The 22,014-nt window shown below is 44.6% G+C and carries 19 protein-coding genes; 8 read left to right on the top strand and 11 right to left on the bottom strand.

Annotated features, from left to right (window positions below; genetic code table 11):
• Nucleotides 1-5 precede the first annotated feature (5 nt).
• The 8 genes from CXF65_RS10580 to dnaQ all read right to left on the bottom strand — a co-directional run bounded on the left by CXF65_RS10580 (nucleotide 6) and on the right by dnaQ (nucleotide 8,754).
• The gene (locus CXF65_RS10580; protein WP_051395061.1) at nucleotides 6-302 is read right to left on the bottom strand and encodes a DUF3144 domain-containing protein; all 297 of its coding nucleotides are present in this window, start codon (nucleotides 300-302) and stop codon (nucleotides 6-8) included.
• A 158-nt stretch (nucleotides 303-460) separates the two neighbouring features.
• Nucleotides 461-1,627 carry a methionine adenosyltransferase gene (metK, locus tag CXF65_RS10585; protein WP_025650834.1) on the bottom strand — a complete coding sequence of 389 codons (1,167 nt, stop codon included), beginning with the start codon at nucleotides 1,625-1,627 and terminating at the stop codon, nucleotides 461-463.
• A gap of 162 nt (nucleotides 1,628-1,789) precedes the next feature.
• A complete protein-coding gene (locus CXF65_RS10590; RefSeq protein ID WP_101212026.1) occupies nucleotides 1,790-2,386 on the bottom strand; it encodes a DJ-1/PfpI family protein in 597 nt (198 codons plus the stop codon).
• A 90-nt stretch (nucleotides 2,387-2,476) separates the two neighbouring features.
• Nucleotides 2,477-3,172 (bottom strand): endonuclease III, encoded by a 696-nt coding sequence (nth, locus tag CXF65_RS10595; protein WP_025650836.1) that lies wholly within the window; start codon nucleotides 3,170-3,172, stop codon nucleotides 2,477-2,479.
• A gap of 53 nt (nucleotides 3,173-3,225) precedes the next feature.
• Nucleotides 3,226-4,059, bottom strand: a complete 834-nt coding sequence (locus CXF65_RS10600; protein WP_101212027.1) for an RnfABCDGE type electron transport complex subunit B — start codon at nucleotides 4,057-4,059, stop codon at nucleotides 3,226-3,228.
• Between the two features lie 100 nt (nucleotides 4,060-4,159).
• Nucleotides 4,160-5,128: an NAD(+) diphosphatase gene (gene nudC, locus CXF65_RS10605; protein WP_198552000.1), complete on the bottom strand. Its 969-nt coding sequence runs from the start codon at nucleotides 5,126-5,128 to the stop codon at nucleotides 4,160-4,162.
• 180 nt (nucleotides 5,129-5,308) lie between these two features.
• Nucleotides 5,309-6,991, bottom strand: coding sequence for a hypothetical protein (locus CXF65_RS10610; protein WP_025650839.1), 1,683 nt, complete (start codon nucleotides 6,989-6,991; stop codon nucleotides 5,309-5,311).
• Between the two features lie 161 nt (nucleotides 6,992-7,152).
• Nucleotides 7,153-8,754 (bottom strand): DNA polymerase III subunit epsilon, encoded by a 1,602-nt coding sequence (dnaQ, locus tag CXF65_RS10615; RefSeq protein ID WP_025650840.1) that lies wholly within the window; start codon nucleotides 8,752-8,754, stop codon nucleotides 7,153-7,155.
• Nucleotides 8,755-9,203: 449 nt separating this feature from the next.
• Between dnaQ and CXF65_RS10620 the strand changes: the two genes are divergently transcribed.
• A complete protein-coding gene (locus CXF65_RS10620; RefSeq protein ID WP_217271560.1) occupies nucleotides 9,204-9,758 on the top strand; it encodes a hypothetical protein in 555 nt (184 codons plus the stop codon).
• Between the two features lie 400 nt (nucleotides 9,759-10,158).
• A complete protein-coding gene (locus tag CXF65_RS10625; RefSeq protein ID WP_025650842.1) occupies nucleotides 10,159-10,464 on the top strand; it encodes a hypothetical protein in 306 nt (101 codons plus the stop codon).
• Between the two features lie 119 nt (nucleotides 10,465-10,583).
• Here the strand turns inward: CXF65_RS10625 and CXF65_RS10630 are convergent, their stop codons facing one another.
• Nucleotides 10,584-11,042, bottom strand: a complete 459-nt coding sequence (locus tag CXF65_RS10630; RefSeq protein ID WP_101212028.1) for a YkvA family protein — start codon at nucleotides 11,040-11,042, stop codon at nucleotides 10,584-10,586.
• Nucleotides 11,043-11,313: 271 nt separating this feature from the next.
• On the opposite strand from CXF65_RS10630, the gene CXF65_RS10635 reads away from it, so the two are divergent.
• On the top strand, nucleotides 11,314-12,570 hold the full coding sequence (locus CXF65_RS10635; RefSeq protein ID WP_025650844.1) for an LD-carboxypeptidase: 1,257 nt from the start codon (nucleotides 11,314-11,316) through the stop codon (nucleotides 12,568-12,570).
• A 207-nt stretch (nucleotides 12,571-12,777) separates the two neighbouring features.
• Here CXF65_RS10635 and CXF65_RS10640 read toward each other — a convergent pair whose 3' ends face one another.
• Complete coding sequence (locus CXF65_RS10640) at nucleotides 12,778-13,788, bottom strand: GlxA family transcriptional regulator (protein WP_025650845.1); 1,011 nt, start codon at nucleotides 13,786-13,788, stop codon at nucleotides 12,778-12,780.
• 199 nt (nucleotides 13,789-13,987) lie between these two features.
• Between CXF65_RS10640 and CXF65_RS10645 the strand changes: the two genes are divergently transcribed.
• The 4 genes from CXF65_RS10645 (at nucleotide 13,988) to CXF65_RS10660 (ending at nucleotide 18,787) form a co-directional block, all read left to right on the top strand.
• Nucleotides 13,988-15,802, top strand: a complete 1,815-nt coding sequence (locus CXF65_RS10645) for an acyl-CoA dehydrogenase (protein ID WP_101212029.1) — start codon at nucleotides 13,988-13,990, stop codon at nucleotides 15,800-15,802.
• Nucleotides 15,803-16,023: 221 nt separating this feature from the next.
• Nucleotides 16,024-17,043 carry an NADP-dependent oxidoreductase gene (locus CXF65_RS10650; protein WP_037024851.1) on the top strand — a complete coding sequence of 340 codons (1,020 nt, stop codon included), beginning with the start codon at nucleotides 16,024-16,026 and terminating at the stop codon, nucleotides 17,041-17,043.
• Between the two features lie 3 nt (nucleotides 17,044-17,046).
• Nucleotides 17,047-17,841: an SDR family NAD(P)-dependent oxidoreductase gene (locus tag CXF65_RS10655; protein ID WP_025650848.1), complete on the top strand. Its 795-nt coding sequence runs from the start codon at nucleotides 17,047-17,049 to the stop codon at nucleotides 17,839-17,841.
• Nucleotides 17,842-18,025: 184 nt separating this feature from the next.
• Nucleotides 18,026-18,787: an SDR family oxidoreductase gene (locus CXF65_RS10660; protein ID WP_101212030.1), complete on the top strand. Its 762-nt coding sequence runs from the start codon at nucleotides 18,026-18,028 to the stop codon at nucleotides 18,785-18,787.
• A gap of 118 nt (nucleotides 18,788-18,905) precedes the next feature.
• On the opposite strand, the gene CXF65_RS10665 is transcribed toward CXF65_RS10660, so the two are convergent.
• Nucleotides 18,906-20,165, bottom strand: coding sequence for an alkane 1-monooxygenase (locus CXF65_RS10665; RefSeq protein WP_101212031.1), 1,260 nt, complete (start codon nucleotides 20,163-20,165; stop codon nucleotides 18,906-18,908).
• A 650-nt stretch (nucleotides 20,166-20,815) separates the two neighbouring features.
• On the opposite strand from CXF65_RS10665, the gene CXF65_RS10670 reads away from it, so the two are divergent.
• Nucleotides 20,816-21,970, top strand: a complete 1,155-nt coding sequence (locus tag CXF65_RS10670; protein WP_101212032.1) for an AraC family transcriptional regulator — start codon at nucleotides 20,816-20,818, stop codon at nucleotides 21,968-21,970.
• Nucleotides 21,971-22,014 lie beyond the last annotated feature (44 nt).

A 22,014-nucleotide genomic window follows, 5' to 3' on the forward strand; every position in this document is an offset into this window, starting at 1 on the left:
AAGCTTTATTTACCGACTTTATCGTCTTGATTAAGCTGAACGTATTTATCAAAGTTTTGCGCATAATCGGTTAAGTTATCACTTAGCATCTGGCGATATTGTTTGACATAGAACTCGACGATATCGTCTTTTTCTTTGGCAAAGTCATCGCCTTTAACAAAACCGATAGAGGCCACTGAGGCGCTATAACGCGCGGCGGCGTACAATAAAGACGCGCCGACTTGACCTGAATGAGCATCAGGTCCCAATTGACTGTTTGCTACACCGATGATGGCATCCGCACGTTGATAAAATGCCTGCATTTCAGGGGTGATTTCAACATTAGCATCAACATTGTTGTCTTGAGTGTTGCTGTCTTGAATATTGTCTTGAGACATAAGCAATTCCTAATAAGTATCGGTAATTTTCAATTTATAGAGACGGTCTGTATGTAAGAGACTAAGGGGCATCAGGTAATATTTTACAACCCTGCGTCTGCTTTTAAGATTTCAGCTTTGTCTGTTTTTTCCCACGTAAAGGCAGTTTCAGAGCCGGGACGACCAAAATGGCCAAACGTCGCAGTCTGCTGATACATAGGCTGCAATAAGTTCAGCATACGGGTAATGCCATAAGGGCGCAGATCAAAATGGGTACGAATCAGGCGAATGATCTCGTCATGGCTGATGTTGCTAGTACCAAAGGTGTTGACCGAGATAGACGTCGGTTCAGCGACCCCAATGGCATAGCTCACTTGTACTTCACAGCGGTCAGCCAGTCCCGCAGCGACGATGTTTTTGGCCACATAACGCACGGCATAAGCGGCGCTGCGATCTACTTTTGAAGGGTCTTTGCCACTAAAAGCGCCGCCGCCATGACGTGCCATGCCGCCATAAGTATCAACGATGATTTTACGACCTGTTAATCCAGCATCACCAACTGGCCCACCAATGACAAATTTGCCCGTGGGATTGATATGATAGCGAGTGCCAGCATGCAGTAGATCAGCTGGTAATACTTGCTTAATGATAGATTCCATCACCGCTTCTTGCAGATCTGCCTGCGAGATACTAGGGTCATGCTGGGTCGATAGGACGACAGCATCGATAGCAATAGGACGAGTGCCATCATATTTTAAGGTCACTTGCGCCTTGGCATCGGGACGTAACCATGGTAGCTCACCTGCGCGGCGTAACTCAGACTGACGCTCCATTAAGCGATGGGCATATTCAATAGGGGCTGGCATCAATACTTCAGTCTCGTTGCTGGCATAGCCAAACATCAAGCCTTGATCGCCTGCACCTTGCTCTTCAGGATCGCTACGATCGACACCTTGGGCAATTTCTGGAGATTGCTTACCGAGCATGTTGATGACCGCACAGGTCTCGCCATCAAAACCCAAGTCTGAATGGTGATAACCGATACCATTGACGGTATCACGTACGATACGCTCGACGTCGATATTTGCCGTCGTGGTCACTTCACCTGCCAATATCACGGCACCGGTTTTAACCAAAGTTTCGCAGGCAACGCGGGCATGGAGATCTTCACGTAAGATGGCATCAAGGATAGCGTCTGATATTTGGTCAGCCATTTTATCAGGATGGCCTTCGCTCACAGATTCTGAGGTAAATAAGTTGTATTCGCGCATAGTTGGATCGCTTAATGGCAAGGACTGTAATCTATAAACTCAGTCATGATTAAATGTTAACGGAAAAATAAGGCAAAAGTGAATCAAAAAATTATGACATTTTACCGTGAATTGAGTGAAAACTCTAGCGATGGATAATACTAAGAAGTAACTAGGCATGGATTAGCCACGGTAAAAGTCATCAATATCGCTATTTTCTTGCCAGCGATATTCAGTATAGTGAGCGATCTGACGAGCCGTCTCTATATCATGTCTATCAGTGATAAAGCCAAGCGCCATATCCATGCCAGCACTAACCCCTGAAGAAGTATAAAACTTGCCATCGACGACCCAGCGCGCTTGCTCTACCCAATCAACTTTATCAGACTGCGATATTACCCATTGCCATGAGAGCTTATTAGACGTTGCACGCTTGCCATCCAGAACACCAGCTTTAGCCAATAATGCACTGCCTGTACAAACGCTAAGCGCCCAATCAGCGTGCTCAACCAATGCCCTAAGCGCCTGCAAAAACGGCTTGTGATAGACTTGCTGGCGAGTACCCATCCCGCCAACCATCAATACAATATCAGTCTGATACGCCAATTCTGTGACAGCGACCGTTTGCATCGCAACGCCATGCTTACTGCGAATGATACCACCACTCAGTGAGGCAAATTGCAGACGATAGTGCTCAGGCAAGCAGCCAAACATCTCGATAGGTCCAAACAGATCCAATGTTTCAAAATCATCAAAGAGTAGGGCAGTCAGCGTATGCATTAGGATTCCTTAATTCTAAATAAAGAATGGTTATAATTCCAAAAACTATAATCTTAAAAACTACAATTCCAAAAAATATAATCCTGAAAGCTATAGTTCTAAAAACTTGGCTTTGTCCTTAAACATACATTCCTCATAAACAGGGCAAGCACCGCATTTGGGTGTGCGAGCCTGACAGGTATAGCGGCCATGCAAAATCAGATAATGATGCGCATCTACGATAAAGTCATCTGGGATACGTTCGACCAGCTTGTTTTCAACGATTAACACGTTTTTACCAGTGGCGAGGCCAGTACGATTGCCGACGCGAAAGATATGCGTATCGACTGCCATGGTCGGCTGCCCAAAAGCGGTATTTAAGACCACATTGGCAGTTTTACGTCCAACGCCAGCGAGTGATTCTAAGTCCTTACGATTATCAGGAACGGTACTATTAAATTTCTCAATCAAATCTTGGCAGGTTTTAATGACGTTTTTGGCTTTGGCATTATATAAGCCAATATTTTTTATATAGGATTTTAAACCCTCTTCACCCAATGCCAAGATGGCTTCAGGGGTATTCGCCACAGGATATAATTGCTTGGTGGCAATATTGACACTGACATCCGTCGCTTGTGCCGATAAGATGACGGCAATCAGTAGCTCAAAATTACTTCTATAATGTAATTCCGTGACCGGCTCATCAATCGTTGCTGCCAACTTTTCAAAGAACGGACGGACGTCACGATTGGGCATACGCCGAGACGGCGGGGTATCGGCAGTTTTGTGTTTGACAGTTTTACTCATGGTATTTTTACTATGATTTTATTCGTTGGTTATTCAGAAGTGAGTACTCGCTATTAAAGTTGTGCAAGTTCAGTTTTTAATCCTTCAAGTTCTATTTTTTTGCGCTCATTTGGACGCACATTTAACTGCTTTTCTAATTTTTTAATTTTACTGCGCAGCTTGGCAGCGGCAATGGTGTTTTTTGCTTGAGCTTCACTGATATCTATAGACTGACTGGCGGCATTATTCAGTTTTGCCTCTACCATACTGACAACAGGCTTGCTATTGCTGCTGTCAGCAAGCTGCTCAGTGACGCGCCTAAGGTGCGTATGATAGCGCAGCCTTAAATCCTCTTGTTCTGCCTCGCGCTCAGAGATAGACAGCTCGCGCTCAATTGTGACTAGGTCAATGCAATCGACTGGGCAAGGGGCGATACAAAGCTCGCAGCCCGTGCACAAGTCCGTAAAAATAGTATGCATGTGTTTGCCAGTACCGACGATGGCGTCAACAGGACAGGCGGGTATGCATTTGGTGCAGCCGATACAGTCATCTTCACGGATAACGGCACGTACCTCGGTCGGTCGCGTCGATGTGGCGTCTATCGGCCACTGAGATGGCGCGGCTCTAAGGGTTGTTGTAGCGCTGGCGGGATTGACGATTTGCGCAATAGCATCAGTAACTGGTTGACCGCCCGGCACGCATTTATTGTATGGCTCGTTATCCACTACAATCGCGGTAGCATAAGGCAAGCAACCGTCCGGATGTTTGCACAGACCGCACTGCGTCTGCGGCAGACAGGCATCAATACGGGCAATTTTTGCCTGCATATCAGCAGGCAATGTCTCGATACGCAAGGTATCGAACAGGATTGGCAGATTGATTAGGCGAATATTACGACTGCTTTGCATTTAATTAAAAACCTTAACATCAGTCATCAAGACTGTCGTTATTAAAATAGATATAAATATTGAAATGATTGTCTTTTAGTCTAATTCTATAGTCAATCTACTATAGTACGATGCCTTGCTCATGGGCAACTTGGGCAATCAGCTCGTAGGCAATGCTGCCCTTAAACGGTATTTTGGGCAGATTAGAGAGGTCAAAAAAATCGGCGTGCGACAGCTCATCTTCTTGTATTACAATATCGCCAGCCGCATAAGATGCGCGAAAACCAAGCATTAAATTGGAAGGAAATGGCCATGGCTGACTGCTGACATAGCGAATATCTGATAGGCTGATGTTGACCTCTTCTGCCACTTCACGAACGACCGCATGCTCTAGACTTTCACCCACTTCTACAAAACCTGCAATCAAGCCGTACATGAGAGGACGTTTTTGTTCTCCATGGCGATGGTGATGAGCGAGTAAAATTTGCATCTCTCCCGTCTGTGGATTGGGGCGAGTGATAGCGGTGATAACGCAAGGCTGGACACGGGGATATTGGCGTAATCGGCATACTGGACAGACCATGGCGCGCTCATCTGCTGTGGCATGAACGACTGGGGATGCGCAGCGACTACAAAACTGCGTATCGGTTTGCCAGCGTAACAGTTGTATTGCTTGGCTAATCTGAGCCGATAAGGCGGCAGGTAGCTGGGTAATAAGCTGTCGATACGGTACAAAAGCGTTCCCGCTGCCCTCTGCAATGATGGGCAATGCGATATCATGCGCCATCGCATAATCATAAGTGATGGCACTGGCCGCTTGCGCAGTAAAAGCGACATTATTCTCGGCAGTTTCAGGCGCAAGCAAACCCTTTGTACCATCACTGATACTACTGTCAGCATCAGACTGCCAGTGATGTGGCGCTAGGCTTTCGAGTAGGGCGACGTTGCCTATTTGATAGGCGGGCACTGGTAGGTTGCCATTGTCGTTTGCATTTGACGATGGTGGTAGTTGGATTTGTAATGGCCACCAACCGTCAATCGTCTGACGGCAGAGGAGGGTATCATCACTAAATACAAAAGCGCGAGTCATAAGCAGGTTTCCAAACAGTCTAAAGTAAGTACGTAGCAAATGAAGAGCGAACTTGCTTTAAGTGGCTGTTTTGAAGTAACTATTTCAAAAGTAACTATTTCAAAAGTAACATTCAAAAGTAACATTCAAAAGTAACATTCAAAATCAATCGTTATCACAGCGCCGTCGCCGCTATCATTCTTAAGCGGCAAGTAATTGGCTTAAGCTTTGTTGACCAACATCAAGCGCCTGTTTACTCACGGGACGATTGTGCTCAAAACCATCTAAATGATGATCGACAGCCATAATCACATCAGCGATATAAGCCAGCGTACTATCATCGATACGGTGTCCGCTTTCGATGCGCTGCTGTATATAATTGGCCAATTGGCTCAGCATGCTAGCTGGGGTCGGCAGTTGCAAAAAGCGTACCGCGCCTGCCACTTGGCGTAGCATTTCAGGTATATTCTGAATATTGAGCATATCGCGCTCAGGCTCAGATAAATAATCATTAATCGCTTGCTCAGCACTGGCGATAGCCGTACGACTTTCTTGTATTAACGTATCATAGGCAGTATTGAGCTGATGCAATGAGATATGGGGGTTGTTCAGCGGCAGATAGATAGCCCCAGGGGTATGCATCTCAGCCATGGAAATAGTGGCATTTTCAGCATGCATCAATGCCAAGAGTAAATGATCGAAATCTTCAGGCGAGGGCGCACGCCACTTGCTTACCGCGTCGGCTGCTGTACTCAGGCTGCTCGCGGCATTTGACAGTCCCAACAAGCGTAATGCTGAGCCCAGTACCGTCAGCTGTTCGATAATTTGTGCCGTCTGCATATCAGCAGGATTGAGCGAATCACCACGCGCGTAGCTATCCACATCTTCTTTAATCGTATTGATTTGAGTCTGAATAATAGCGTTTAAAGTGTCTGTCAGCGCGCGGTTAGGACCGAATAAGAAGCGCTTCATTTGTTCGCGCTGTGGGTCTTCTAATTGGTTAACCGCATATTGTTCACGCAGCAGTTGCGCCGCTTCATTATCACGCTGACAGGCAAAGCTGACTAGATCAGCAAAACGCGTGTCCATGATAGGTAGATAGCTCTGGAACTGCTGCTCTAAATAAATAAGCGTATGCTTTTGGCTGAGGTTAAGCGGCAAAATGGTCGCGATATCAGTGACAGCGGCGGCGGCAGCTTGCCAGAATAGACTCTTGCTCTGAGCAGCTATCAAAGCACAAGCAGCACTCATGGCATCTAATTTTTTCTGAGCGTCTTGAGTTACTACGCCATCTTGGTTGAGCAGTGCAATACCAAGACCACTACGATACGCATAGGTCAGCAGCTCACTGTCGAGGTTAAGCTCGTGCAGGGGCTGAAAGTTCTGTTCAGGATTGGCAATAATGACACTGCTACTACCAAATGTCGCAAAATAATCCGATTCGATTGGCGCTAGCTGCCCATGAGCATTAAGCTTATTAATGATTGGTAATAATAAAGTCGGCTCTACTGACTCTGTCAACAGTACAAATTCCACATAACGATCGAGGGTCATGATGGCTTGTGATAAATCCATAATCAAGGCAGTATCATTATTATCACCACTGTCATAAAGGCGCTGCAGACCATTGACGATGGCGGTATTTAACACTTCTGCACCAACCAAAGAAATCAGCTCAAAAATACAAGACAGCTGCTTTAGCACGGTAATAGAGTCTAATAATAAAGGCGCTTGACTGTTATCATCGTTAAATTCGCTTAGATGAATCTCAGTGTCTTTAAGGGTGACGATAATTTCATCATGCAACAAATGTAGCGATGGCAAATTAAAGTCAGTAACGCTAAGCGTGGGAGCAGTTAATTTCATTTGGGCAGACTGGTTCATAGGTGTTTTTCCATAACGTACTGATGAAAATAGCGATCATTTAAAGGATGAGTTAACAGGCGTTTATGCGTAAAGGCTAACGCTTATAACAATCAAGACTACCGTATCCAAATGTCAGTATAAGAGGTTATTTTAATATAAGAGGTTATTTTAATCACGTGCTACATGTTTGCTTTTAATTCAGGATATTGTTCGGCCAACTCGCTATACCACTGCTGGCTGGCCATCTCATCGGTGGGTGACACTAATAATAAGGACGCCAAATTAGCAAAGCTGGCGTGGGCTGTTTGTCCGCCGTCTGCTTGTGAGTCTTCTTCGATGGCGAGGGTGACCTGACCGCCCGTCATTGCTAGATAGACTTCAGCTAAAATCTCGGAATCCAATAATGCCCCGTGGAAAGTACGGTCTTGTTTACCGACATCTAAGCGGCGCACGAGGGCATCTAGGGTGTTTTTTTGTCCTGGATATTGCTGTTTGGCCATGACTAGCGAGTCAGTGACTTTTACCCGCTGTGCAAAGTCATGCATGCCAACTTTAGCGAACTCCATGTTTAAGAAGTTCATATCAAAGGTGGCGTTGTGAGCGATGATTTCGGCACCGTCCATAAAGTCATAGAGTGACTGAGCGACTTGATCAAAGGTTGGCTTGTCGGTTAAAAACGCTTCAGAGATACCATGAATGCGAATCACTTCCTCATCCATCCCGCGCTGCGGGTTGATATAGACGTGTAGCTTTTCACCGGTGAATTTGCGCCCGATCATCTCAACAATACCAACTTCAATGATACGGTCGCCTTTTTGTGGATCAAGTCCGGTGGTCTCGGTATCCATAATGAGCTGGCGATCGGACTCGTGACGGTGTATCGGCTTGGGTAGCAATGGCTTAAAATATGGATTGGCACGACTGGTGTCACCATCAAATTTTGGCTCATCAGTTGCCATATCTGGATTATCATTATTTATTATAGTGTCAGTCGTCATCGTCTGGGCTTCTGGCATGTTGGGGGTACTCATTGGTTTGCTAGCATTGTCATGGCTTTGTTCGTCTAATAAAGGGTTGTCGAATGGTTCATCATCGAGCGCTTCTTCGTCAAGCTCATCATCGATATCAAGACCCAACGGATCATATTTTAGCCAGTCATCATTATTAGAGCCACTTTGATTAGAGGCGCTTTGATTAGAGCCACTTTGTGCTTTATCAGGCATTATTTGCTCTTTTTTTTTAGCCATTTCTTGCGACTCTATGCTCGATGATGCTTCACTACTGGACGTCACGCCTAAGTTTGCCAGCTCATCGGCTTTTTCATTGCCCGCATGTCCGGCGTGACCCTTCACCCAGTGCCAGTCAACATCGCGCTGTTGGCATAGTGCATCTAATTGTTGCCAAAGGTCTTGATTGGCAACGGGTTTTTTACTGGCTGTTTTCCAGCCTCGTTTTTTCCAACCTTCAATCCATTCGGTAATGCCTTTTTTGACATAGCTGGAGTCTGTCCAAATCTCGAGGTTTTGCTCATGTGGACTATGAGTCAATGCTTGTATCGCGCCCATCAGCTCCATGCGATTATTGGTCGTTTCTTTATCGCCACCATATAAATCCTGCGTACGCCCATCACTGAATATCAAATGCGCGCCCCAACCACCAGCGCCCGGGTTGCCTTTGCAGGCGCCATCGGTGTAGGCCACTGTGGTGTTTGCTTTGGCGGCCAACGGATCAATCGCGTGGTCTTTATAACTATGTGGCGTAGAGGTACGATTGTCTGACATAAAAACTTTGTGACCTAATAAATGAGAAACGTAGGGTGGCGTTAAGAGATTTTGGGAGCACCATAAAAACAATAGCGGCGCACCACTTAACTGCGCTTGAGTATAACAAATCTATCGCTGATATGGGCAATCGTAACGCACAAAATCGCAAAACCACATATCATAATAGTAACCCTGCAGTTTTCTGTTAAAATAAGCAGGATTGCGCCAAGCTGACCAGCATTTGGCAGCACGAGCATCAACGTATTTAACCCAAAATAGCACTAGTAGCAATTCTCAAAGTGGCTGCGTCGTTTTAAAGATGAATGCATAAAAAATAGCGTAAACTGCCATTTAAATAACGATGGTCATGGCTACTTTTTCGCCATTAACAATTAAAATTAACGATACTGTTTATCAACGGCTTGCTTCCTAAAAGTTTTAATGCATGAATGCAGGATAACCCTATTATGTCCTTACGCTCAAACGTTTTTTATAAAAGATTGACGCTGTTGATGGTCAGTATCACGGCAAGCAGCGCGTTACTGTTGAGCGCTTGTAATGATAGTAATACCCAAGCCGATACCGACGTGGTTGAAGCCGCAGCAGATCTGTCTGTCTTTGAAGGCTGCTATACGGTCAGTCATGACGAGCCTGCGCAAATAAAAGTCAGTCAACAGGACGGCGCTTGGGTGATGCAAATGAAGGAGCCAGCAAGCGCCAAGCGTGTTTGGGATGACGCTGAACCGTTAGAAGTACTCGAAAATAGCGAGATACCCACGTTTTTCTCTATCGACCCTGACAATGTCGATGCAGTCATCGGCCGTCCCGATAGGGTGCTGGTACTGGCTCATGTGAAGCCTGTCTATGCCAATATCGATCCGCTACTGGACAGTGAGTATTTGTCGTATATCTATCGCGGTGCCAATACTATCTATCGCGTAGAGTGTGATGACGTTAATACTGATATTTTAGCCAATCCCCATGCCAATATTATCATTGATAATGTCGGTACAGGCAGCTAAGAAAATGGTCTGATTAGCATTAGGGTCTGTTGAACATTCAAATGTGGCACTGGCAGTGGCTATTTTTTAGACAATACGCAGTGAAATTTTTGACGCCTAGTCATTCTAGGTTAGATAATTTCGCCATGTGTTGGCAAAAAATAGCCCTGCCCTGGAAGGCTGATGCTAAAATCACCCCAAACGTTGTTGTAAACCTAGCTAAGGTCTCGACATTATCGTCGGTTTACGCCTGATTTGATAAAAGGTTTGGGACGATTTTAGCAATCAGCAGTCCTAATATTTGAATGTTCAACAGACCCTAAGTACATCTCATCGATTATAGACAATCTTTTCTCATAATCAGTCTTTTCTTATAAGCAGTCTTTTCTCATAAGTAGTCAAGTCATTAGAGTCAGGTAATATGAATTTTTTTAGTTATGTGGTGTTGGGTGGGTTTTCTTATGCGGCTGGTTGGGCGATAAGAAGCTATGTATTAAACAAAAAACCTGAACCTGAGCAGCCTTATAATCTTAAGCATCCAGCCATCTTGGCGTATTTGGGCGGGTTCTTTATTGTTATGCTCATTATCTCATGGCTCATCGGTCGCTACTTGCTTGGGCATACCGCTATCGATTTGCCGTTTATCATTATAAACAGCCTCGTTGCGACCTTTGTTTATTCATTCGGTCTTAATCCAGAAAAAGCCCGTTATGATGTGCCAGATTGATAAAGAGTTGAAAAGGTAAATGTATAAATAGCTTAAAAGGTTTCTATTTTAAGCTTGTAAAAAACACGGTCAGTGAGTGCCTCATTGATCGTGTTTTTTATAAGTGATTGTTTACTAGATTATTTATCTGTTTTCTTTGAGCTTTTACTTTTATCTTCTAGCTTTTTATCAGTCGGCTTTGAGGCAGCGTCTTTATTAGACTTTTCATCTTTAGAAGCTGTCTGCTCATCTTTCCAAGTTTTGTACTTGCGCAAGTCTTTTTCCATGAGCTTGAGACAAAATTTCAGTACCAATGCATCATCGATTTGACCGATAAAGGGAATAAAATCTGGAATGATGTCAATAGGGTTCAGGACATAGAGCAGACCGACCACTGCCGCAGAAATAGTTTTGTAGGGAATATTGCGATAGTTGCCTTGATAATAATCTTTGACTAAACTCATCAGCAGTAGCAAATCCTTAGCATAACGCTCAAGGCCGCGACCGTTTTCGAGCTGGTCATTGAGCTTATCTTCTTTACCTAAAATGACCTTAATACTGTCTATCAGGCTTTTATTATCTTTCTCTTTGTCAGCCATACTCATATTCCTTATTTTTTGTTAAAGACTATTGAACGCCCTTTACTATAACAAGAGTAGCGACTTCAGCCAAATAAGACTGTGAGTGATTCTGTATCGTTTTGTTGACTATAGCAGCGATAGATTGAGCTGAGCTAAACCATCCTAAGACGCGATATTGTCCAAACCTGCGTTATAATCCAGTTTATGAGATCTTATAAAACAAATATTTAACGTGTGCTAAAGACGTCTGTCCAACAGACCCTAGCTGCATGGCAAAAAAGGTAGAATAATGACTAAGAAATTTTCTGAGCTGAATCGTCGCCAGTTTTTACGTCAAGTCGGAATCAGCGCAGGGGCAGGGCTGTTAGCGACCCAAAGCATTACTCAAGCACTGGCTGCTAATACTACTGGGCAAGATAGCAGCACGCAATTTACCAAAGATGATCTGCCAACGGCGTTGATGGATGAGAGCCTGCCATCAGGACAAGCACAACAAGCAGCGCCCGAAACATTGCAGGTGCAAACGAGTTGTATCACGCCAAATATTGAGACGCGGCTTTTTGCCAGCTCCAATGTCGGCGGTAGTGACGAGCGTAATGAGTTGGCGTTAGATCGCATGGCTTGTGCGGGCTTTAAGGTGGATAATCCTGCGATTACCAAACGGCAGTATTTACGCTTTGCGGGTACGGATTCGCAGCGCGCTAGTGATTTGCAAAACATTGCTACGGGTGCGATTAAAGCGCCTAAACTGCTACTTGGTGTACGCGGCGGCTATGGTGCGATGCGTTTATTGCCGATGGTTGATTGGTCAACTTTAGGTCGTATTATGAAGGAGCGCGGCACGATACTGGCGGGCTTTAGCGATGTGACCGCGATTCAGTGTGCGCTACTGGCAAAAGGCGGTATGAGCTCACTTGCCGCGCCGATGCTCTATAGCGAGTTTGGCAAAACCAAACCCGACCAAGTCAGCTGTCGCCAATTTGTAGAAGCATTAACCAATCCCAATCTGACTATCAATATAGCAGATGCGTCGTTAACCAGTGTAAATTTACCCAGTATTCTGACAAATTCTGAGCCAAAAAATCTAACCGGCACTATGTGGGGTGGCAATCTAAGCGTGGTATCGGCGCTGGCAGGTAGTGAGTATTTGCCACGTATTGCTGGCGGTATCGTATTTTTAGAAGATGTCGGCGAGCAAGCTTACCGCATCGAGCGCATGCTCTATGATTTGTATTTGGCAGGGGTGTTTAAAGGTCAGCAAGCGATTGTATTCGGTGCGTTATCGGGTAGCGGTGAGGACAGTTATGATAAGCGTTATGATGTCGCCACCGTCATTCGTCAATTGCATCAGCTGACAGGATTGCCGATTTATAGCGGCATGCGCTTTGGTCATATTGGGCAAAAGCACAGCTTTACACTTGGCGCGAGGTGTCAGATTAGTCCAAATACAGTTGGTGGCTATCAATTGGTATTTAATGATTACCCAACGATTAAAGCCGATGCCATTCATGTCGAAGGCTTGTGGCAAAAAAGTTTAAGCCTATAGTCAAATCCAAATAAATCAGATACGTAGTTATCAGGTCGCTCAATGAAACGTTGTTTTTCTTGCGTGCTGTGCCTACGCCGACAGAGGCTGCAAAAAACAACGTTTCATCTCGCTGTATCGTTTTTATATCGAATGAATTATATAAAAATTGTTGCTGTGATAAATTTATTGCAGCCACGTATTACTTCTAAAAAGTCTACTATCAAGTTAAATCGCCAGTCGTGAAAATTTATCCTGATATTCTTTCGGGGTTAGCTCAGTAGCGCGTTTAAACAGCCGCGTAAATGACGAGATATCATCATAGCCGACTTGCTCAGTTAGCGATTTTATCGTCACATCGCCCAATTCCAGTAAGCGCTTGGCCTGCTCAATTCGTACTGCTTGAATATACTCAATTGGGCGCATAGTAACGCATGATTGAAAACGCCTGTTTAAGGTGCGCGGGGTGATATTCACCATAGCAGCCAAATTGCTCACCTGCATAGGTTGTTTGAAGTTTTCCTCGATAAATTCTTGTACCTGCTTAACCAACTGGTCAGCATGTGGTTTATGCAAGGTTACATTGGTATAGCTGTTTTGATTGCCGCGTTTACTATCAATAATTTGAGTTTTTGCCACTTGGGTAGAAATCTCACGTCCGCAATACCGCTCGATTAACAACAACCCCAAGTCATAAAAGGCGCTACCGCCTGCCGCACAGAATATATTGCCAGATTGATTCTTTGATTGAGTGACAAACTGGTTTTCCTGCAAATCAACCAATGGAAAATCGGTCTTAAACTTACTGGCATAACCCCAATGGGTGGTGGCTACTTTGCCATCGAGCAAGCCTGCTTTTGCCAAAAAGAAAGCGCCGCTACAATTACTAGCGATATCCGCTTTGGTGTTTGCCAGCCGCTGTAAATGCGAAATTAGAGCGCTATTTTGACTCAATACTTTATCGATTGAATCGCCAATCGTTGGAATTAATAGTAAGTCGCACTCTGTGACTTCCTGAATATCGCAATGCGCTCGCATAATCAAACGGTTGCTGCATCTGATATCCGCGCCACCTAAGCTTGCAATCTGCACGTCAAACCTTGGTTCTACTGCCTCATCCAAGAATCGCTGCCAGCTGACGCCAGTAAACGAAAATAAATCTAGCGCCCCAGCAAGCACACTACCGAGCACGCCATCGAAGCCAACGATAATCACTTTAAACGGTTTGAAGTAGGGCAAAATTTGGCTTCCTTTAAGTGTATGCAAATTTATGGCTGATATTCACCAGCTACAGGATACGTAATTTGAAATTCACTCACTATAGGTTAGAGAGGATGTCTTATTTGACCATAATTATGTCATAAATGACAATACGGCAAGGCGTTAAATTAGATTAATATCAATGCATCACCAAATTTCATAAGTTAACGAGAATACTATGGCAGCAGATACACTTATCAATGACTTTGAGTTACCGTTCCAACTCTACGATGTATTGGGCACAGAAAATTTAACCGAGCATCCAAAATTTGCCGAACACAGCCGCGAAACCTTTGATGCGGTATTAGGCACCGCCAATAAAATCGCCACTCAGTTATTCTTACCGCACAACCATGTGGCGGATAAAAATGAGCCGCAGTTTGACGGCAAAAAAGTCAGCATGATAGACGATGTCAAAGTCGCCTTTGATGCGTTTCGTGAATCAGGTTTTATCGCCGGTCGTTATAGCTTTGACGATGGCGGCATGCAATTACCTGAAACAGTGATGACGGCGGTAGCAGGCTATTTTATGGCAGCCAACCCATCAACCACCGCTTATCCATTTTTAACCACGGCGGCGATTAATGTCATCTCACATTTCGCCAGTAATGAGATTAAACAGGCCTTTATGCCGCGTATGCTAACGGGTGAATTTACCGGCACCATGGCATTAACCGAACCACATGCCGGCTCATCGCTTGCTGATATTAAAACTACGGCTGTCAAACAAGACGATGGTAGCTATCGCGTCAAAGGCAGCAAGATTTATATCTCAGCGGGTGATCATGAGTTGTCCGACAATATCGTGCATTTGGTCTTAGCCAAGGTGCCGGGCGGTCCTGCTGGCGTCAAAGGAATCTCTTTATTTGCCGTACCAAAATACCGTCTAAATGATGATTTATCGGTTGGCGAGCGCAATGACGTGCATTTAACGGGTCTTATTCATAAGCTTGGCTATCGCGGCGCGACTTCCACGGCATTAAGCTTTGGCGATGCAGGCGAGTGTCACGGCTATCTGATTGGGGATGAGCATTTTGGTCTGCGCTACATGTTCAAAATGATGAATGAAGCGCGCATTGCGGTTGGCTTTGGCGCAGCGATGATTGGCTATCGTGGCTATCAGTATTCGCTCGATTATGCCAAAGACAGAACGCAGGGCAGAATCGCACCGAATAATAAGCCTGAAGATGCGGCAACGGCAATCATTCAGCATGGTGATGTCAAGCGTATGCTGCTCGCGCAAAAAGCCTATAGCGAGGGCGGTATATCACTCTGTCTATATGGCTCAAACCTAATCGACCGTATCAATACGTGTGAAGATGCAACACTAAAGGCTGAGCTATCAGAACTGCTAGATTTATTAACCCCAGTATTAAAAGCATGGCCCTCTGAATATGGGCCGAAAGCCAATGATTTAGGTATTCAAGTATTGGGCGGTGCAGGCTACACGCGTGAGTATCAGGCTGAGCAGTTTTGGCGTGACAATCGTCTCAATCCCATTCATGAAGGCACAAATGGCGTGCAAGCGTTAGATTTGTCATTCCGTAAGTTATGGCAAAACAAGGGTCTTGGTATTCAAATTCTAAAACGTGAAATTACCCAAGACTTAGAAAGTATCAGCACACCAGAAACTGCCAAACTTGCCGGTAAATTGATGCCTTATATGGGTCATATGCATGAAGTGCTCGTGCATTTAAGCAAAATCCTGCAAACGGAAAAAGCACTTACATTAACGGGTAATGCACAAGCACTAATGAATATTTTTGCCTCCATTGTGGTCAGCTGGATTTGGATTCGCCAAGCCAGCAAAGCTGAGCAATTGCTAAGCGAAATTAGTGAAACCACGGATGTTGAGAAACAAAACTTCTATCATGGCAAAATACAGGCGGCAAAATACTTTATCGATTGGGAATTGCCGTTAATCAAGCGCGATATTGAGCTGTTAAATAACGACAATGCAGTATGTACCAATATGCAAGCAGAATGGTTTTAAGTAATTGTTTGGAATGTTTTCAATATAAGAACATGCCTGAACAATACGACTAATGTGATGCTGGGATGAATTTTTCGAAGCCTCTGGAGTGCAAAGCGCACAGCAAGCGAGAAAAATTTATCCCAGAAGAACGCTTTTTAATATATTTGGCTTATTTTGAATAAACTCTTTTTAAGCAAACGATACCAATGGCTTTTTATAAAAATTTAAAGGAATAAATAATGACAACTGATAACAAAAAGATGAATAAGCAGTGGCGACTCAAAGCAAGACCTGTGGGCGAACCAAACGCTGATACGTGGGAGTATACCGAGACAGAACTGCCGACTATCTCAGATGGTGAGCTGTTGATAAAAATTGAGTATATCTCGATGGATCCAGCGATGCGTGGCTGGTTAAACGATGCCAAATCTTATATCGAGCCGGTACAAATTGGTGATGTCATGCGTGCGGGTACCGTGGGCGAAGTCATTGAAAGTAAGCATGAGAAGTTTGCCATCGGCGATTATGTCTGTGGTCATAATGGCGTGCAGTCGTATGCGGTCAGTGATGGTACTGGGTTATACAAAGTCGATCCAAACCTTGCACCCTTATCTTATTACTTAGGCGTGCTCGGTATGCCGGGTATGACCGGTTACTTTGGCTTATTAAAAACAGGTGAGCCAAAAGCTGGCGAGACAGTGGTCGTCTCTGGTGCTGCGGGTGCGGTCGGTGGCTTGGTTGGACAGATTGCAAAACTAAAAGGCTGCCGTGTCGTTGGTATCGCAGGCGGTGCTGAGAAATGTAAATTCTTAGTCGATGAGCTAGGCTTCGATGCTGCGGTAGATTATAAAAATGAGGATGTCAAAAAAGGCTTAAAGCAAGCTTGTCCAAATGGGGTAGATGTCTTCTTTGACAACGTAGGCGGCGATATCTTAAATGACGTCCTGACCCAAATTAATCTGCGCGCGCGTATCGTGATTTGCGGTGCGATTAGCCAATATAACAACACCACAGCGGTAGAAGGGCCGTCAAACTATCTGTCATTATTGGTCAATCGTGCCCGTATGGAAGGCATCGTTGTCTTTGATAATATCAAAGAGTATCCAATCGCGATGAAAGAGATTGCTGGCTGGATTCAGTCGGGTGAGTTAAAAGTAAAAGATCATATCGTTGAAGGTATCGAGACTTTCCCTGATACGTTGATGATGCTCTTTAAAGGTGAAAATTTCGGCAAACTGGTACTTAAGGTAGAGGGATAAATCATGACACTGAATACAAATGGAATTGCATCAGACGTAGCCAGTAACGTTTCTGGTAAACGTATTTTAATCACGGGCGGTGCGTCTGGCATTGGTGCGGCAAGTGCGTTATTGTTAGCCAGTCGCGGTGCGAAAGTCGTGATCGGTGATATGGCCGAAGAGATGGGCGCAGCCGTTGCCAAGCAAGGTCAAGATGCGGGCAATAGTATCGTCTTTAAAAAAGTTGATGTGACGAGTGGCGACGAAGTGCGCGCATTATTTACCTTTGCCATGGAAACGCTGGGTGGTCTTGATGTGGTGGTAAATAATGCGGGCATCGACCATCAGCCTGCACCGATGCATGAGCTAAGCGATGAGGATTTTGACCGCAATATCGCCGTTAATTTAAAGGGTGTTTGGCATTGTATGCGTGCCGCCGTCACTTGTATGGCTCCGAATGGCGGTGGACATGTGATCAATGTGGCATCAATCGCAGGACTTCGTTCTGCGCCGTTGCTATCAGCTTATAGCGCTGCCAAACATGGCGTGATGGGACTGACGAAGTCTGCTGCTCATGAATATGCGCGCGTCAATATTCGTTTTAACGCCGTATGTCCAAGCTTTATTGATACGCCAATGGTGCAGAATACCATGGCGAAGATGGGCGAGCGCGCGCAAAAAGCCACTATTAATGCCAGTCCATTACGCCGTTTAGGTAAAGTCGATGAAGTGTCTGGCGCGATTGCTTGGCTCGCGAGTGATGAAAGCAGCTTTATGAATGGTCATGCGTTTACCCTCGATGGCGGTATGTTGGCTTAATAGTCAAATAACTGCTAAATCATTACGCTGTTAGCCTCGCTCAATGTACTGGCTTGTATAAAATAGATACTATCTACACTCAGCTGCCTTGTAATAGATTTGCAGTTTTTCGACTATAATTTATTAAGTGGTTACGATAAAAAATTGAAAACTGAATAGCTAATTCAAAATATAAGGAATAACGATGAAAGATTTATTTGATTTAACCGGCAAGATTGCTTTAGTCACTGGTGCCAGTCGTGGTATTGGCGAATCTATCGCCCGCTTATTGGCGTCAAGAGGCGCGCATGTGATTGTCTCTAGCCGTAAGATTGATGCTTGCCAAGCGGTCGCTGATAGCATCGTCGCCGACGGTCATAAAGCCAGCGCCTTTGCTTGTCATGTGGGTGATATGGATCAGATTGAGGCGATTTTTGAGCATATCAAAAGCGAATTTGGTCAGATTGATATTTTAGTTAATAACGCCGCGGCAAACCCTTATTACGGCCATATCTTAGATACCGACTTAGCGGCTTTTGATAAAACTGTCGAAGTCAATATTCGCGGTTATTTCTTTATGTCGACGGCAGCAGGCAAAATGATGCGCGAGCAGGGCGGCGGGGTGATTCTAAATACTGCCTCGGTCAATGGCTTGGTCGCGGGTGACAAGCAAGGTATCTATTCAATCACCAAAGCTGCTGTCATCAGTATGACTAAAGCCTTTGCTAAAGAATGTGGCCCACTAAATATTCGCGTTAATGCGTTATTACCGGGTCTGACCGATACCAAATTTGCTTCGGCATTAACGACCAATGATAAAGTCTTAAAGATGGCATTACATGCGATACCGTTAGGGCGCGTGGCTAATCCTGACGAGATGGCTGGCACAGTTTTATATCTAGTGTCTGACGCGTCAAGTTATACCACGGGCGCGACGGTCGTGGTTGATGGCGGCATGTTGGCTTAATCCGTTTATCACTATCGCTATATTTTTATAATAAAAAACACGTTCATTAGTAACGTGTTTTTTTATGTCTCAACGTTCATTACTTTTAGTTCACTACTTTCAGCTCATTGCTTTAAATTTATCTACTCGCACGTTTTGATATGAGGCGATTTAATAAGTGTAAGCCCTTTTCAATGATATTCGTCGTCCGCTGCATTAATGGACTCAATGGCTTGGGGTGCATATTAATTTTACTCATATCATTACCATAATGTGCTCTGACACGCTTATTCATAATAGCAAACCACAGTGGCGGGATATAGGCGGGCATAATCATCGTGGCATAACCTATCGGCAGTTGCGGTGCTTCCTCAAAATGTCTGAGCAATTGATAAGCGCGGCTTGGATGCGCGTGGTGATCAGAATGGCGCTGCAACTGATACAAAAACAAATTGGTCACCGTGTGATTACTATTCCAGCTGTGCTCCGGCTGCGTACGCTCAAACTGCCCGTTATCGTCTTGCTCTCTGAGCAGACCGTAGTGCTCTAGATAGTTCACCACTTCTAACAGACTAAAGCCGTATACCGCCTGCAAGCCAATAAAGGGTAGAAACTTTTTGCCAAAAGCCTTATAAAGGGTGGCATAAAGTACCGCCGACATCGCCCAACCTTGCAACAGCTCGTTGTCTTTACTCCAAAAGCCTTTTTGTCGACGGGCGAGCCGTTCGGTTTCAATGTTTACGGCGGAACGTAGACCCCCAAACACCGTACGCGGCAAAAACTGCCAAAAGCTCTCGTTGTACTTGCTACTGGCTGGATCTTTTGGGGTCGCGACCCAGCGGTGATGACCGAAATTATGCTCTATGGCGAAATGTCCATAGGCCGCTGGTGCAAGGCTGACGCGCGCCAAAGTACGATTTAAGTGGTCAGACTTATGGCCAAGCTCATGCGCGGTATTAATCGCAATACCACTGCCGATTCCTGCTGTCAAGGCAACGCCTAAACGATTATACCAAGGCAATTTTCGCTGACTATACTGGTAAGCCAACAGTCCAAAAGCCATATATTGTAACGGTATAAAAGCATGAGCAATCCACTTATAATAGGGGTCTTGGGCAAGCGCTTGCATAGCGCTATCAGGTGGGTTGCTATCATCTCGACCGACCAACACATCCGCCAACGGTATGATACCGTGGATCAAGATAGTCCCTGCCCACGCCAGCGCTGTATTTTTAAGCTCAAAACCTTTTTGATCTCGTAATCCTAACGCGAACAAGCAGCCTAATAGAGGCAGTGATGGACTACACAACCAAAACCGCCTTTTTGGGTCGCGCCATAATGAGCCATCCATCGCATCTTGAATGATGGCATGTTCTTTGATGCTTAATGTCTTAGTCATTATACGGTCCTTGTATAGTTAAGCTTCTATAAATCAGAAACGGTCTCAGACTTATCCAGTCTATTATTTATTGCACTCTTACTTGATTGCCTGATAGCCACTTCAAACCGTTCCATTTATATATAGTTGAATCACTATAAAAAATACAGTGCTGCTGGGATGAATTTTGCGCAGCCTCTGTCAGCGCAGACACAGCATGCAAGTAAAATTTATACCAGTAGCACTGGTAATATTAGCGTATCGGTTTTATATCGAATTGACTATAGTATCAATCAAAATTCTGATAATTTATTATGACCTTTGATATCATTCAAGACGGCGTTGATTGACAAAAAAATCTCACTTTGTGTCCAAAAGTGCAAATATATTCAGATTTAATCGTCGGGCTTCGTTATGTTGAGAACTTATACATAGCGTATATACGGTAATTAACGTTGATAACGCTCTTTGAAGTGAGTAGTTTGGGCGTGTCATCAATTAGCATATTGATACATTTAGTGGTCTTAAAATGGCTAAATTTTGCCAAACATCGTCAGCAATCTTGTCAATATGTTCATATTTACGGCAATTACTTCCTTGTTTGGCTGAAATTTTCCTCATTTTAAGCCTCACAATCTAAATGATGACACACCCTAGTATTGGTCTAAAATATGGATATTTTAAGTCGATTGTTTGATGAGATGCATTTGCAAAAGGTGCAATATATCACTGTCAATGCGCGCGGCTCTTGGCAACTGGTACAGAGTAGACAGGATGACTATTTGAGCTTTATTGTGGTTATCAGTGGCGAGGTGCATCTGTGCTATGGTAATGATAATAATGACAGGCAAGTGATCACAGCCAACAATATGATGATGTTGACCACACAAGACAGCTATGTCTGTCAATCAGCACCAATGGTGTCTAATCTAACGGCTAAAACAATCATGCCTGCACACACTGAAGGTCAGATTGGCTTAGAGATTGACAATACAGATAGCGGTCATAAAATTATTGCCCAAGGTAACCATGTTCAAACTAAGCATACTCAAACTAATCATATGCAAGATAATGAGACTCAATTTATTGTGTTACGCAGTCAGTTTGACACCGATATGGCAAGACCTTTGCTATCTGCGTTGCCAGCCAGTCTGCCGCCAGTGACCCAAAAGCACTCGGCTTACAATGATGTGGTGAATATTGGGTTGCAGTTTTTCTTATTAGAAGTGAGCTTGCAGCGCCCCGGCAAAACCACGATGCTTGAGCGCTTGGCTGGCATGTTGATGATTGAATGTATACGCGAGTATGTCGAACAGCTAGAAATGGCATCAGGATTTAATGACAGCATAAATCACGCTACGGATAATACCCTAGACAGTACGCCATCGTGGATTGATCATCCATGGCAGATAAACATTGATGCCGACAACAGTGGTGAAAATAATGCCATTAGAAACGGAGATGAAAATGGCAACTGGCTAGCTGCCCTAAAAGATCCTTGCCTGTCAAACACCCTCTATTTGATGCACCGCTACCCAGAAGATGCTTGGACGCTACAGAGCCTAGCAAAAGCATCTGGGCTGTCGCGCTCAGGACTTAATGAGCGTTTTAAGCAGTCCGTTGGTATCACGCCGCTGGCATATCTGAGTCACTATCGCTTGCGACTGGCGGCAAGATTTTTGCGGCAAGAACAGTATTCAATTAGCAAGATTAGTGAATTGGTAGGCTATGCGTCAGATCACTCGTTTAGTGGTGCATTCAAGCGGCGTTACGGGCAGTCACCCAGTCATTACCGCAAATCCCATAGCAAAAAATCAACGCCATAACGTGAATGTTGGTCACAAATAGATGGATGACTACGGGCGATTAA

This window comes from Psychrobacter sp. Sarcosine-3u-12 (assembly GCF_002836005.1).
In the GTDB taxonomy this organism is placed as follows: Bacteria; Pseudomonadota; Gammaproteobacteria; order Pseudomonadales; family Moraxellaceae; genus Psychrobacter; species Psychrobacter okhotskensis.

What these genes read in the sequence shown, in the direction of transcription:
- CXF65_RS10580 (WP_051395061.1), bottom strand. Translation starts at nt 302, where the DNA reads ATGCAGGCATTTTATCAACGTGCGGATGCCATCATCGGTGTAGCAAAC.
- metK (WP_025650834.1), bottom strand. Translation starts at nt 1,627, where the DNA reads ATGCGCGAATACAACTTATTTACCTCAGAATCTGTGAGCGAAGGCCAT.
- CXF65_RS10590 (WP_101212026.1), bottom strand. Translation starts at nt 2,386, where the DNA reads ATGCATACGCTGACTGCCCTACTCTTTGATGATTTTGAAACATTGGAT.
- nth (WP_025650836.1), bottom strand. Translation starts at nt 3,172, where the DNA reads ATGAGTAAAACTGTCAAACACAAAACTGCCGATACCCCGCCGTCTCGG.
- CXF65_RS10600 (WP_101212027.1), bottom strand. Translation starts at nt 4,059, where the DNA reads ATGCAAAGCAGTCGTAATATTCGCCTAATCAATCTGCCAATCCTGTTC.
- nudC (WP_198552000.1), bottom strand. Translation starts at nt 5,128, where the DNA reads ATGACTCGCGCTTTTGTATTTAGTGATGATACCCTCCTCTGCCGTCAG.
- CXF65_RS10610 (WP_025650839.1), bottom strand. Translation starts at nt 6,991, where the DNA reads ATGAACCAGTCTGCCCAAATGAAATTAACTGCTCCCACGCTTAGCGTT.
- dnaQ (WP_025650840.1), bottom strand. Translation starts at nt 8,754, where the DNA reads ATGTCAGACAATCGTACCTCTACGCCACATAGTTATAAAGACCACGCG.
- CXF65_RS10620 (WP_217271560.1), top strand. Translation starts at nt 9,204, where the DNA reads ATGTCCTTACGCTCAAACGTTTTTTATAAAAGATTGACGCTGTTGATG.
- CXF65_RS10625 (WP_025650842.1), top strand. Translation starts at nt 10,159, where the DNA reads ATGAATTTTTTTAGTTATGTGGTGTTGGGTGGGTTTTCTTATGCGGCT.
- CXF65_RS10630 (WP_101212028.1), bottom strand. Translation starts at nt 11,042, where the DNA reads ATGGCTGACAAAGAGAAAGATAATAAAAGCCTGATAGACAGTATTAAG.
- CXF65_RS10635 (WP_025650844.1), top strand. Translation starts at nt 11,314, where the DNA reads ATGACTAAGAAATTTTCTGAGCTGAATCGTCGCCAGTTTTTACGTCAA.
- CXF65_RS10645 (WP_101212029.1), top strand. Translation starts at nt 13,988, where the DNA reads ATGGCAGCAGATACACTTATCAATGACTTTGAGTTACCGTTCCAACTC.
- CXF65_RS10650 (WP_037024851.1), top strand. Translation starts at nt 16,024, where the DNA reads ATGACAACTGATAACAAAAAGATGAATAAGCAGTGGCGACTCAAAGCA.
- CXF65_RS10655 (WP_025650848.1), top strand. Translation starts at nt 17,047, where the DNA reads ATGACACTGAATACAAATGGAATTGCATCAGACGTAGCCAGTAACGTT.
- CXF65_RS10660 (WP_101212030.1), top strand. Translation starts at nt 18,026, where the DNA reads ATGAAAGATTTATTTGATTTAACCGGCAAGATTGCTTTAGTCACTGGT.
- CXF65_RS10665 (WP_101212031.1), bottom strand. Translation starts at nt 20,165, where the DNA reads ATGACTAAGACATTAAGCATCAAAGAACATGCCATCATTCAAGATGCG.
- CXF65_RS10670 (WP_101212032.1), top strand. Translation starts at nt 20,816, where the DNA reads ATGGATATTTTAAGTCGATTGTTTGATGAGATGCATTTGCAAAAGGTG.